Below are 13,080 nucleotides of genomic sequence, written 5' to 3'. Positions count from 1 at the left end.
AGGTCGGTGACTTCGGCGGTCCAGCGCTCTGAAGTCGACACGCCGGCAATCTTTGGCGCCGCGCTGGCGACGACCGGCGCGCTCATGACGCTGGCGATGGTTTGATTGAGCGTGACGCGCGCGTGGGCTACTTGGGCATCTGCGTGAGCCGCTGCTTGCACCTGGTTGGCGGCGAGTGCTTCAGCACTGGCCTTGTTTGCTGCTTCGATATCGCCGGCGGCGGTAGCTTCTTCGGCAGCTTTGGTAGCAGCAGCCGCTTTCTCTGCTGCGGCCTGGGCTTCACGAACCTTCTGGTCTGCCGCTGCTTGCTGGTCACGCGCTTCGTTCTCCAGGCGCAAACGCTCTTGGCGGGCCTGTTCGTCGGCGATGCGCTGGGCTTCAGCAGCTCTTTTCTTTTCGGCGGTCACATAGTCGAGCATGAGTTTCTTGAGAAACGCGATGCCGGCTTCGCAGCGTTCGATGGGGCCACGGAACAGGTCCATGACTTCCTTCTTCGATGCATCCATCGGGCGGGTGATCTTGAAGCGTTGCTCGGTCAGGTCGTCAACCTTGCGCTGCAGGTCCGTTAGCTCTTCGACCGCAATCTCATACATGGCCGGCGAGTTGATAGTGATTGAGTTCGCGACGGCGTTCACGCTATCGGCGACTTTCTCCAGTGCTGCCTTCTGAGGCAGAGCGGGTAGGGTGGTAGGACGAATTTCCTCAACTAATTCCATGTTTATCTTTCCATTTTCGTAAAGTTAAAAGTGATATAAATGCTGCAAAATCTGTCGGGTCCGTATAAGGAACCAATCGGTATGTCCCATCGGGCCGCAATCCCAAGGCGTAGCGGTCGACAATCGCGGCACCTTCCAAGTTATGCGTTGCCTGGTAGGCGGCGAGCTGGGGACCTATCACTGGTCCCAACGTCATCATCTTTTTGATGTCGAGGACAGCACGCCGGCCACGGACTTCGCCTGTGCGGTCGGACGTACCGCAATAGCCGTGGAGCGGGTGATACATGCGCTTCTCGATGGAGTCCGGAACAAAGCCGGTATCGGCGCGAAACTTCTTCCATCCGGCCAAGTAAGGCAGCATTTCCGGCGCCAAACTCTCTTCATCAAGATCGTCCAGGTCGTGCAACTCGGTCATGCGGTGGACTGCCTGGCCTAGCAACCTGGCGCGCTCCAATGTTCCGGGCGGCACCATCGCGTAATTGACCAATGGGCTGAGAATTTGCGTCACGCTGGGCACAACTTCGCCGTGCCAGCGATATACGTGGCTGGGTTCGTCGAAAGTAAGCATCAGGCCGCCGGATTCTTGATCCAGGCCAGAACGTCATTGAAATTGGCGTTCGTGATATCTGCCATGGCAAAGCCAAACTGCCTCTGAATGTCAGTCGAGCTCAGGGCCGCCGTTTCCAGCTTCATCTTGAGGTAGTCGAACTGCGCTTCGGAAAGCGGCGATTCGTTCTTCGGTTCCTGCAGAGGCAGCTCGTCGGTTTTTGGTGGCGGAACGTTTTCGGGGGCGTGGGCCGGTTCGGCGGCCTTTGCCGACTTGGATTGCGGCATCTTTGGCGGCGCGGCTGGAGTGTCCGCATTCGCGAAAGCTTGTTCCGGCGTCGTATCACCTTCTTTAATGGCTGTCAGGATGCCGCGCAAGATCACGAGCTTTTCAAGGCCAATGTCATCCGTACCTGACACGCCCGAGACTGCGGTAGACGCCGCCGGCGACGCCGCGTGCAAGGCAAAGCAGTTTGTGGAGCGCCGATCGATGATTGCCGATTTTCGCGCGAAAGCGGCAACGGACGATGCTAGCTATCCATTATTCGTATTGGCTCAAACTTGATCTGGCACGGCCGCCAGGGAAAATTAAGGTCGAGCTTCGATGCGATTGATCGATCTGAGCCTGCCAATAGCTACAGACTGTCACCTATCCATTTCGAGATAAATATGCAATCATTCCTACGGGCAACAAATGCCATCGCTAGGATCTCTCATTCGAAGTTACTTTTCTCAGGTAGAAACCTCATGAAAATATCAAACCTAAGGATCATCCTGAATGTCCTTCCTCTGACATTGGCCCTTTCCGCATCAGTAACCCATGCTGAAACAATCAATATAGGTTCAATGCTCAAGGACGGTATCAAGAAAGCGCTACAGAAAACCCCCGACTCGTCTGCAAATACAGAAGCCGGAAGTATTGCCAGCTATCCCATGCCGGGGTCCTATGATGCCACTGATCGGAACTTCGAACGCTCGCTGACCATTCACCCGGATGGGAAATTCGAACTCGAAGCAATGGAAAAAGGAAAACCCGGCAATCTCCGTTCTGGCTCAGGTAGCGGGCAATTGGTTTTCAACGGAGCTCAGTGGCGATACGCAGAAGGAACTTGCGCCATGACCTTGACCGCTACGTCACCGGGACTTCAAGTACAACTCCAATCGTGTGCTGGCTTATTTGGTGATGTGCCATTCGATGGCCGCTACCAGTTGAAAGAAAAGAAAACTACCAGTGTGCAAGCAAGTCCCGCCACGGGCAAGAATAAACAGCTTTCAGCGCAATTGAATTGTCAAAAACTAAATTTTAGCGATAACGGTATTGCGAATTTGCTCGGGAAGGCAACCAGGCTGCCACAAAACGAGATTTGGAATCATGAGATTGTTGTGCCTGGCGGCTATACGTTTGGCGACATTCCAATTCAATCTGTGAATCTCTCTGAGGCCGACGGCGGATTCTTGGCGTTGTTTGTGGATGGTGATTCCACTGCGATAAAGTCCGCGATTAAGAATGTTCGTATCAAGGGCGATACAACAATGGTGACGCTGAACAAAGTTGGCGACGCCAATGGCTACGCATTTCCAGGAAAACGAAACGGGCAGTTGTATGTATTCTGCCGGGGCAAGACGGCTGAATATGATTAGTTAGCTGCCGCGAGAGAATTCACGTAAGCATGCAGTCAATGTTTGAGTGCGGACAGCTGCTATCGGCCACAGCTGGACCACCGGAAATTTCCCCAATAGCGGTCACACACGGTTGATGGCTAATATTTCTCCGAACACCTGTCATCGTGATCGTATTATCATTCGGTATGGAGGTCGGTTGGTCCGTCGAATAGCTGTAAGAACGTGATGGCCGTGACGCAAAGGAGAACACCTTGAACAGTCCCGATATCGACAAAGCCTTCACTGGCTCAATCCCGAGGCTCTATGAAGAGTATCTTGTCCCGCTGATCTTTGAACCGTATGCTGCGGACTTGGTGAATCGGGTAGCTTCTCGGTCTCTTACTCGTGTGCTCGAGATTGCCGCCGGCACGGGTATTGTGACTCGCAAGCTGGCATCCGTGCTACCGGAAAGCACCTCCATTGTTGCCACGGACCTGAATCAGCCGATGCTGGACTTGGCTTCAGCGGTCGGGACCACGCGCCCTGTGGAGTGGCGTCAAGCAGACGCTATGCAACTGCCCTTCGAGGACTCAGTGTTTGACGCCGTGGTGTGCCAGTTCGGAGCCATGTTCTTTCCCGACAAGTCGAAGGCGTTTTCGGAGGCCCTTCGTGTTCTCAGCTCAGGGGGCGTTCTCATTTTCAACGTTTGGGATCGAATCGAGGAGAACGAGTTCGCTCACACAGTTTCGACTGCACTCGAGTCTCTCTTTCCCAAGGATCCGCCGCACTTCATGACTCGCACGCCCCATGGCTACTACGACCTCTCAACCATTGCGCGAGATCTGAAAGCCGGTGGCTTCAGCTCATCACCACACATTAGTACCGTCGCGGCGCGCAGTCAGGCAACGTCTCCGCGGATCCCTGCAATAGCATACTGCCACGGGACGCCGCTACGTAGCGAAATCGAGGCGCGTGGCAAGTCACGGCTTGGTGAGGCAACCGATATCGCTGCGGAAGCCATCGCCCAACGGTTCGGGCCTGGTCCTGTGGACGGCAAGATTCAGGCGCACATTATCACTATCGAATGCTGAATGTCGCCAGTTGTGCGTCTGCTTTCCCGCGTTGGCTAGTTCTGCTTTGGATCGCAATCTGTCATTGGGTGCGTATGCGCTTTAGAACTTGCTCCGAAAAGACGCCAATGTTGATCAATCAAAGAGAAGATCGTGCTATGCCGAAAAAATGAAGCGCTCCAGAACGATGTTCTGGCGGGTTCGATCCTGGAGAGTGCCGTTGACGCCGCCAGCGATGCCGCGTGCAAGGCAAAGCAATTTGTCGAGCGCCGGTCGATGATTGCCAATTTCCGCGCGAAAGCGGAAACGGACGATGGCAGCTATCCATTATTTACGAAAGAAGGTGATGCATAAAAGGAGCGGGTGGGTAGTGGCATGAGCAGAATTTGCAGTTAAGGCTTTATGTTTTTAGTTGGAAATCCTGAATTTAGAAGTGCAACTTTTACAAAGTTGCACTTCTACTTTGAATTCAGATTACTGAAAACCTATTGATCCTGTGGATCAGAGAAACGCATATGGATCTTGGGGTTTCCATTGTTGCGCGACAGAGCCATTGAAGGGGTAAGCCCAGAGCGGATTGCCGGGATTGATGCCCCTGTCTTTGTCATCGATGACCAGAGAATTGTTCGCCATCGACGTGATGTAGCCCTTCCGCGCAGTAAAGCTCCATTGTTGCGATTTCGTTGGCGCCCCATTGTAGACGGAGAGAACAATCGGCACCTCGGCGGCAACCCGCCCATCTTTGAAGTCAACCGCTAATGTTTGTCCGCCGGCCTCGAGGAGGATCACGTTCTTGCTGAGATCGATGTTCCATACCAAATTTGCCGCCGATCCTACGAGAGGATATAGTCCCAGTGCCGCGCCGGTGATTTGATCCGCCACGCCCATGCCAAAAATGGTGTTCGCCTGCCATTGAATGAATTTCTCAGACATTTTCAACTCCTTTTCAAGTGGTTAGTAGTTTCTCGCCCGTTGTTTCCTTGAACTTATTTTCGGCCTGGCCAGGGCCATCAATGGTTCCGAAACGACGCCAGAACATCTTAATATTCGCGTCATTGTGATTAATAGCTGTAAATTTTGCGTGTTGACAAACCAGAAAAACACTTCATTTTTTTTGTGCGCCCCAGGCTGCCAAACCATGACATTGGAAAAATCCCCTATCCAGATGGTCATCGCGTCATTAACGGTTGCGTAGCAATAAGGGAGCATGGCTCGGCAAAGCTGCGCAATTGGCAGGCGATCAAAAGGCGCGCGAATAGTCGTCGCCTAAAGCGGCGGGATCATCAGCTGCTATGCCTGGTGTGCTCGGTGGCACGTTTGGCTGGTTTGAATTGGACAGGTTTGATTAACATGCCGGTAGCGTAGAGGGCAATGTCTGTAAAAGCCCCTGTCAGGAAGTCGAAAGCTACATCAGAAAATGGAAAACCTGCAAGGAGAGGCGGTTTTTTATGCATTCTAATAGTGGTCCGCCTAACTCCTATGAAGTCCCACAATGCCTCATCCTCAAATAGCCCCCGTTAAATTGTCGATCGAGCGCTTGCCTGCCGTCATGGCAAGAACTGGAAGAAGCCGTCCTTCTATCTATCTCGACATGAAGAAGGGAACATTTCCACAATGCATTAAAGTTGGCATCCGGGCTGTCGGCTGGTTATCTAGCGACATTGATGCGTGGATAGAAAGCCGTGTTCAGGCTAGTCGAGCCGGCCATGCAGGCGTAGGAAATGTGAATGACTAAGGTAGCTAAGTCCCGACCTCCGGCGCGCAAGGCGACCAAGAGGGCGGTAAAGGATTCGGCGAAAGATGCTGCGCCCGAAGTTGCTGATCAGCTTCCGGTGGCTGAGAGTGCTGAGCAGGCTCGCCTCCGCCGTGCGCAAGAGATAGTGAATGGCTTCGATCTTCCGCCCCGGACGAAGCTCTTTATCGTCGAATACACCAAAGATATGAATGGCACGCAAGCGGCGATCCGTGCGGGATATTCGGCAAAGACTGCCCAAGAGCAGTCGTCGCAAAACTTATCAAAACTTATGGTCAAAAAAGCCGTCGATGCGGTAATGAACGATCGCATCGAGCAGGGCATCTTCGACGGTGATATGGTGATTTCCCGCTGGGTGGAGATCTCGCAGGCGAATCCGAACAGCCTGACGCAGTATCGTCGGGTGAATTGTCGCTACTGCTGGGGCGAGGCCCATCGCTATCAATTCACGCCGGCTGAAATGGAAGATGCCAAGCAGGCCCTCGCCGAAAGCAACGCGAAGCGCAGACTGGACGAGCTCCCTGAGGTGGATTGGGACGACAAGGGCGGGCTGGGCTTCATCGGCAACCGCGATCCGCATCCTGAGTGCCCGGAATGCTGGGGCGAGGGCGTTGGGCGACCATTCTTTACTGATACCCGCAAGCTTGGTCGCGAGAGCCTGCCGCTGTATGCTGGCGTGAAGCAGACCAAGGACGGCCTGGAGATTCAGATGCATAACCAGACCGATGCTCTGGATAAGCTGGCCCGCCACTTCGGTCTATACAAAGATAAGCTGGCTGACGCTGTCGAGAAGAGCTATACCCGAGAAGCGTTGGAAGAAAGGTTCGCTGGCGCCATGCAGCGTGCCCAAGAGCGTCAACGGCAGGTGGATGCAGAACGTGGGTTAGGCGAGAATGGCTAAGAAGCGGCTGCTGGATGACCCGCGCTACCCGGAGTTTGTAGAGCGGTATCAATTTGACCCGCTGCGCTTCGCCGTCGAGGTATGCGGCGTATCGCCCAGCGCGGACCAGATTGACCTATACCAAGCGATGGAGCCCATGGACGCCAAGGTTAGTGTGGTTTCCGGGACCTCGACCGGCAAGACCAACTCGTTCGGCCGTATCGCACTCTGGCATCTGCTGTGCTATCCCTATGCGGTCTACGATGGCAAGTTGGAGATTGGGTCGAACACCTACATCGGCGCGCCGAACCTGCAGCAGGTAGCGGACGGCGTGTGGAAGGAAATGCAGGACTCGAAGATTGCCATGGCGAACGGCCCCCATGCCTGGCTGTGCGACTATTTCGTCATCACGAAGACCCGCGTGTATGTGACCGGCTTCGAGGAACAATGGTTCGTTGGCCGTGTCGCGCTCGCCAAAGGGCAGTCCGTTGGCATCGCCGGTAAACACCGCTGGGCGCAGTTGATCATTGTCGATGAAGCCGCGGGTGTGAGCGATGACCACTTCGACGTGATCGACGGCACGCAGACGCAGCCATGCAATCGCACGCTGATTGCCTCCCAGGGCGTTCGCAGCAGCGGCCGGCATCATGCCTCGCATCACAAGCTGTCGGCGCGCAATGGCGGTTCCTGGCATGCGCTTCGCTTCAACTCGGAGCGCTCGCCTTTCGCCACCACCAAATGGCTCAAGGAGCGCGAGAAAGAGAGCGGCGGGCGGGATTCGGTCGAATACCAGATCCGTGTGCTGGGCCTGTTCCCCGAACAGTCTGAGCGCTTCCTGCTCGGCCGCAGCCAGGTAGAGAAGCTGGTTGGCGCCGAGCGTACTATCAGCACTGGCGAACCGTACGGTAATTTGTTCATCATCGACGTCGCCGCCGGCGTGTTCCGAGACAAGACCGTCGGCACCTATGCGCGGGTGATTGGCAACGGCGACCGTATCGATGCCGACCCGCGTCGCGTGGACATCATGGACGTGCCGATTTTCTCGAACGCCCTGGACTGGCAGCACATCGCCGGCGAGGTGTTCCACTACACGCAGCGATTATCCAACTGCACGATCCTGGTCGACGTTGGTGGGCAGGGCATCCAGTTCGCCAAGATGCTCGAAAACCTCGGTTGCCCCAACGTCGTCAAGATCAACTGGGGCAACCCATGCTTCAAAAAGAAAAACAAGGATCGCTTCTTCAACCTCCGCGCGCAGTGTTCAGTGCTTGCCGCCGAGGCCGTGAAGGACGCCCGCATCACGTTCTCCAATCAGTACGTCCAAGACCTGCTCGATCAGGCGTCCAAGATCCCCTATTTCTTCGATGAGAAGGCTCGATATCACATCGAGCCCAAGGACAAGATGAAAGAGGGGGGCATCCCGTCGCCCGACCTGTGGGATACCGTTTGCATGGCCTTCTTGGAGAGCGCGCATTACATCGGATCCGATGGCGATCACTCTGGGCGGTCAGGCATTGAGACGGCGCGCAAGGCTGCTGAGGATGCGTTTGCTAATGCTTAGATGTTATCGGCTAATGATTGTTTGTCCCTGCCTGCTTCACAAATGCGTTAAAACATGAGAAAATAATTTCGTCCGTAAAATGTATTTTTAAAACTGTTTAAAATCAATGGGTTAGTTAAATGTTGGACGAAATGAATGAAGAGCAATCAAATTTAGCCCAAGTTGTTCGCTTGGCCCTTTCTGGGCAAACGGAGGACGTTCGCCTGTTCGTTGCACGACTGGTGCGTAAGTACCGTAATACCAATCCTGAGTTAGCCGAGCAACTGGATCTTTTTTTGCGCACAAAGCCTTCCGCGCGCGCATCGGCCCCATTGCGTAAATCTATGAGCGATCCAATAGCGCAACATACATTGCCCGTAGATGATGAATCGCACCTGTCTCTATTGAAGGTATTTAAAACTCCTTTGGGGCGCGGTTCTCCATTGTTATCGAGTGAGCTTGAAGAGACATTGCAACAATTTATACAAGAGCGAAAGCAGGCAGAGAAATTGGTCGCATTGGGACTCCACCCCCCTCGTTCTGCTATCTTTGTGGGGCAACCCGGTGTTGGTAAGACTCTGACCGCGCATTGGCTGGCGACGCAATTGGGTGTCCCGCTATACGTTCTTGATCTGACGGCGGTGATGAGCAGCTTACTGGGAAAAAGTGGTAACAATCTCCGTGCCGCGTTCGATTTTGCGAAACGTAGCCCTTGCATATTGTTATTAGACGAGATTGATGCGATAGCAAAGCGAAGGAGTGATGACTCAGACGTAGGTGAGTTAAAACGCCTGGTGACTGTAATTCTGCAAGAGGTTGACGAATGGCCTTCAGAGGGCGTGCTCCTTGCCGCGACTAATCATCCTGAATTAATTGATCCTGCCTTATGGCGACGCTTTGATTTGGTAGTCGAATTTAAACTTCCTGAAATGCCGGTGGTTAAAGAAGCCATTCAACGATTCTTGGGGCCCGACTATGCAGTATTTGGTCGTTGGATTGATATTTTGACGTTCGCCTTTAATGGCGAATCTTTCAGTGATATAGAGCGTTCAATCCAGCGCTTTCGGCGTTCCCTTGCTGTTGGCACGGCATCTGATGCTGAATTAATCGAAGACTTTATTAAGTCGAGGGCATTAGTGCTGGATCGACCATCGAGAATTGATTTGGCTGTACTACTCGTTAAGCAGACTCGATTAACACAACATGCGATCTCCGATATTACCGGTATTAGCAGGGACACCATTCGCAAATATAGTAGCGAAAAGAAAATCAAAAAGGGAGCTGTGAAAAATGAGTCAAACTAATTTTCTGATCGGTCGCGGCGAACTATTAACTTACGATATAAAGGGCCCTAAGCGCTTTGGCGATCCGATTGAGGTGTATCCATTTTCGGTAGCCAAGAAGCGACTTAAATCTCGGCTTGTGCAGACGGCCTCGGATTTGGATAGTTTGCCGGCAGACGCTTGTCCTCGTGATTTTGGTGTTGCGCGCCTCACACTAAATCCAGGCTACATTGCCAAATCATATTTTCCAATCGCATTGCTCCGAACCGTGGGATTGGAGTCTATTGGAAGCCGGACAGTCAGACTTACTCCCGAAAAATGGAAAAAAAAGGGGGAGCCCACTGAATGCTCAACGACTGAATTGTTTATTGCCGGAAAACGCAATGTATTTCACCATCTTGCGGAATGGATGAATGTTGTCGAAGAGGGCTCAGACGTGGCTTTCGATTTAGCTCACATTGAAAATTTTTCCAGTTTTTCTGCGCAGGATCGCATCCGGAAATATGGTTCAAAAGATGAACGATTTTTTGAAATCGGCTTACATTTGCTACCTGATGAAGACTCTTCCTTTATTCGACAAGGTTTTCAAAAGTATGCCAAGGGATTTGATGTCGAACTTCATACTGATTTCAGTTTTCAAGCCGGAAATATGTGGTTTATTCCTGCTGAAGGAGCCCGTGAAAATGTCGAAAAATTGTCCTCCTTCGTTTTTGTTCGTATCATCCGGCCGGTTCCTCTGCTGCGCGGTATGCGGCCTGTGGTTCGAGCCAATTCGGTATCGCTAAGTTGCAATCTTCCAGTTGAACAGCCTTTGTCCTCGGAGCCGAAGGTGGCTATTTTGGACGGCGGCCTTCCAAAGGATCATCCAATAGCTCCTTGGTTGCGTTCATACAGATTACTCGATCCGTTAGCACAAGATGATGCGGGTGGGCTCGAGCATGGATTGGCAGTCACCTCTGCATTTTTGTTCGGACCTATTCAGCCTAATGGCATGGCACAGCGCCCTTATGCCTTTGTGGACCATCTCCGCGTGTTAGATGATGACATTACTACGGAAGACCCATTGGAGCTTTATAGAACTCTGGGATTTATCGAACAAGTATTATTATCCCGCCAATATGAATTTATTAACTTAAGCCTAGGGCCTGATCTTCCTATTGAAGACACTGACGTTCATGCATGGACTTCAGTCATTGATGATCTTCTTAGCGATGGCGATACCTTTATGACGGTGGCGGTTGGAAACAATGGTGAGCTCGATAATCTTTCTGGAAATTCACGCGTTCAAGTCCCATCAGATTGTGTCAATGCCGTTGCAGTCGGCGCTGCCAATACGACGGAGGAGAATTGGGCGCGTGCTCCATATAGCGCGATTGGTCCAGGTCGGAGTCCCGGTGTTGTGAAACCGGATTTGATGGCCTTTGGTGGCGATAGCGCAAAATATTTCCACGTCCTGTCTGCAAATAAAAAGCCTTCACTTTCCCCGCAATTAGGAACAAGTTTTGCATCACCATATTTGTTACGTAGCGCTGTGGGCATCCGCGCCATTTTGGGAACCGAGTTATCCCCGCTCGCGATCAAAGCTTTGTTGGTTCATGCGGCGAATGTTTCTACACACGATAAGGTGGAGGTTGGATGGGGAAAAATTCCCGAAGACATCATGACTATTATTACCTGCCCATCTGGAGTGGCACGAGTTGTATATCAGGGCGAGCTCAAGCCAGGAAAATATCTTCGTGCAGCGTTGCCGTTGCCAAAAGACGGATTAAATGGTCGCATCCGTTTAAAGGCAACATTTTGTTATGCGTCTCCCACCGATCCTCAAGATGCTGCGGCTTATACCAAGGCAGGATTGGATATTGTGTTCCGACCAAATTCGGAACGAATCAAAGATGGTAAGACCAATGCCGAAACAAAGGGATTTTTCGATATGAAGAAATTCTCTTCTGAGGAGGAGCGTCGCTCTGACATGGGCAAATGGGAGACAGTTCTTCACGGTGACAAAGGGATGCTTGGTACATCACTCAATGGACCGGTGTTCGACATTCATTACAATGCCAGAGAAGCTGGAGGTGCGACTCGCGGTGCAGAGAAAATTAGATATGCTTTAGTCATTACAGTTGAGGCCCCGAAACATGCGGATCTCTATAACGATATTTTGCGTGCGTATGCCTCTATTTTGACGCCAATTCAGCCGCAAGTTTCGCTGCCTATTCGCGTGTAGTCGTTATTTAAGGGCAAAAGTATCCCTCCGAGGGATTATATGTAAACAACTGACAAACCTCGTCCTGCGTGGCGAGGTCGATTGATAACAGGGGGACTAATGGAGATACTGGAAGCATATTGTGTCGAACTGGGCAAGGTCGTTGATATTTATGAGGCGCAGAAGGCGTTCTTCGATCTGCCCAAATCTCAACAGAAGCGCTTTGTCTTTCAATGCTCAGATGACGCTTGTCGGGAAAAAAATAACCCGCTTGTGTCTGGAGTGAATTACAACAAATTAGTGGAAGACACCGAGAAATATCGTCAGATTCATTTTCGTGCTCCAAAGGGGAATCCGCATCTCGACACTTGCGTTTGGGTGCAAGGACATGTGCAGAATCAGCCAGGAGAAGTTGACTCCGGTGGCGATGTTCCTGGCGAGCCACGGGTGGAACGTGCCAAGACAACCAATGTGATCGATGTTTTTAATCCAAAGACTGCTGATTCGTTGAAGGAGCCTGGAACTGCCAAACAGTTGGTTAAAACTCCAGTCGAGCGTGAACCTGTTGATGTCGATATTTCAGGCGGAAGTGTCCGTATGCGAGATGGTTACACCAGCACCTCACGATTGGAGCGATTTATTGACTGTTGGGCACAGTATGAAGGTGACGCGCTAAAATTGCATCAAATTACTATCGGTGGAAAAACACTCAGTTATCGGCAAGCTGTATTGCCACCGAACTGGATTGCACCAGCGGAAAATGGTACTCGGATTATAAGCGGTGGTGCGCGGACTAGCGTATGGCCTGCCGATGCACCTAAGCGGTTATATATCAACTTCATGGATAAGTGCGAGAAGTTTGCTGATAACGAAGGTGGCCGCTCGCTGATCATTGATTTGCCTTTGTCGCGCATTCGTGCCTGTACAGGTAGCACGTTGTTATTGCAAAAAATTGAACAGGCACAAGCCGATGGTTATTATTTGAAGGTTTATTGTTGGGGGCAGATTGTGCCGCGAAATGGCAAAGCGGGGTATGTCATTGAAATGGACTCGCTTGACAATTTGGTGCTGAAAGTCGTTAAAAAGCAGCAGAAATCAGAACATTGCGCCGTATAAATTTACGAATTTTCGCGGCAATAAGTTACTCCGCACTTCGGCGCCTTTGTAGCAGTCTCGATAGGAAAACCCCCTTATCTCACCCTCGGCGATGGCCCTATCATCATCGCCATGAAACCGACTATCACCGCCCAAGACATTCAAGCCATGGTCAGCCACTGGCTGAGTACGCCGCCTAACGGCTATCTCGGTTCGGATTACGGCGCTGATCCCCAGTCGCTGCTGCAAAATCCCATGGCCGCCGGTATCGGCGATGCGTTCATTGGAAAAATGCGCGAGGATGTGCCGGCGCTGGAGGCGATGCCGGCTGGCGCCGTGAATGTCTTCTACGTCGATGCGCTGCCGGATCGCCGTGAACTGATTGTCGACGT

14 protein-coding genes are annotated in these 13,080 nt (G+C 52.1%); 10 read left to right on the top strand and 4 right to left on the bottom strand.

Features of this window, described 5'->3' with window-relative positions:
* From AC07V8_RS25385 to AC07V8_RS25375, 3 genes are all read right to left on the bottom strand, one after another.
* Positions 1-716: hypothetical protein (locus tag AC07V8_RS25385; protein WP_494681110.1), on the bottom strand; the 716-nt coding region annotated here is incomplete at its 3' end.
* Positions 703-1,284, bottom strand: coding sequence for a hypothetical protein (locus AC07V8_RS25380; protein WP_494681111.1), 582 nt, complete (start codon positions 1,282-1,284; stop codon positions 703-705). The genes AC07V8_RS25385 and AC07V8_RS25380, both read right to left, overlap by 14 nt.
* Positions 1,284-1,682: a hypothetical protein gene (locus tag AC07V8_RS25375; protein WP_494681112.1), complete on the bottom strand. Its 399-nt coding sequence runs from the start codon at positions 1,680-1,682 to the stop codon at positions 1,284-1,286. Before AC07V8_RS25375 ends, AC07V8_RS25380 begins: the two co-directional genes overlap by 1 nt.
* A 327-nt stretch (positions 1,683-2,009) precedes the next feature.
* Between AC07V8_RS25375 and AC07V8_RS25370 the strand changes: the two genes are divergently transcribed.
* The 3 genes from AC07V8_RS25370 to AC07V8_RS25360 all read left to right on the top strand — a co-directional run bounded on the left by AC07V8_RS25370 (position 2,010) and on the right by AC07V8_RS25360 (position 4,288).
* Positions 2,010-2,903, top strand: a complete 894-nt coding sequence (locus tag AC07V8_RS25370) for a hypothetical protein (RefSeq protein WP_494681113.1) — start codon at positions 2,010-2,012, stop codon at positions 2,901-2,903.
* Positions 2,904-3,136: 233 nt separating this feature from the next.
* Positions 3,137-3,955, top strand: a complete 819-nt coding sequence (locus AC07V8_RS25365) for a class I SAM-dependent methyltransferase (RefSeq protein WP_494681114.1) — start codon at positions 3,137-3,139, stop codon at positions 3,953-3,955.
* 132 nt (positions 3,956-4,087) lie between these two features.
* Positions 4,088-4,288 carry a hypothetical protein gene (locus AC07V8_RS25360; RefSeq protein ID WP_494681115.1) on the top strand — a complete coding sequence of 67 codons (201 nt, stop codon included), beginning with the start codon at positions 4,088-4,090 and terminating at the stop codon, positions 4,286-4,288.
* Between the two features lie 147 nt (positions 4,289-4,435).
* Here the strand turns inward: AC07V8_RS25360 and AC07V8_RS25355 are convergent, their stop codons facing one another.
* Positions 4,436-4,867 (bottom strand): RICIN domain-containing protein, encoded by a 432-nt coding sequence (locus tag AC07V8_RS25355; RefSeq protein ID WP_494681116.1) that lies wholly within the window; start codon positions 4,865-4,867, stop codon positions 4,436-4,438.
* A gap of 559 nt (positions 4,868-5,426) precedes the next feature.
* Here AC07V8_RS25355 and AC07V8_RS25350 point away from each other — a divergent pair.
* The 7 genes from AC07V8_RS25350 to AC07V8_RS25320 form a co-directional block, all read left to right on the top strand.
* On the top strand, positions 5,427-5,669 hold the full coding sequence (locus tag AC07V8_RS25350) for a helix-turn-helix transcriptional regulator (protein WP_494681117.1): 243 nt from the start codon (positions 5,427-5,429) through the stop codon (positions 5,667-5,669).
* Positions 5,662-6,588 carry a terminase small subunit gene (locus AC07V8_RS25345; RefSeq protein ID WP_494681118.1) on the top strand — a complete coding sequence of 309 codons (927 nt, stop codon included), beginning with the start codon at positions 5,662-5,664 and terminating at the stop codon, positions 6,586-6,588. The genes AC07V8_RS25350 and AC07V8_RS25345 overlap by 8 nt, the downstream gene beginning before the upstream one ends.
* Positions 6,581-8,128 carry a hypothetical protein gene (locus AC07V8_RS25340; RefSeq protein ID WP_494681119.1) on the top strand — a complete coding sequence of 516 codons (1,548 nt, stop codon included), beginning with the start codon at positions 6,581-6,583 and terminating at the stop codon, positions 8,126-8,128. The genes AC07V8_RS25345 and AC07V8_RS25340 overlap by 8 nt, the downstream gene beginning before the upstream one ends.
* A gap of 119 nt (positions 8,129-8,247) precedes the next feature.
* The gene (locus AC07V8_RS25335) at positions 8,248-9,411 is read left to right on the top strand and encodes an AAA family ATPase (protein WP_494681120.1); all 1,164 of its coding nucleotides are present in this window, start codon (positions 8,248-8,250) and stop codon (positions 9,409-9,411) included.
* Entirely contained in the window at positions 9,398-11,614 is a 2,217-nt protein-coding gene (locus AC07V8_RS25330; protein WP_494681121.1) for a S8 family peptidase, read from the top strand. Before AC07V8_RS25335 ends, AC07V8_RS25330 begins: the two co-directional genes overlap by 14 nt.
* 99 nt (positions 11,615-11,713) lie before the next feature.
* Positions 11,714-12,709 carry a hypothetical protein gene (locus tag AC07V8_RS25325; RefSeq protein WP_494681122.1) on the top strand — a complete coding sequence of 332 codons (996 nt, stop codon included), beginning with the start codon at positions 11,714-11,716 and terminating at the stop codon, positions 12,707-12,709.
* A gap of 111 nt (positions 12,710-12,820) precedes the next feature.
* On the top strand, positions 12,821-13,080 hold a 260-nt coding region (locus AC07V8_RS25320), incomplete at its 3' end, for a hypothetical protein (protein WP_494681123.1).

The organism is Collimonas sp. GW821-FHT02H07 (assembly GCF_059421505.1).
Note: the sequence above shows the minus strand (reverse complement) of the source record. Positions and strands in the feature narration are given on the sequence as shown.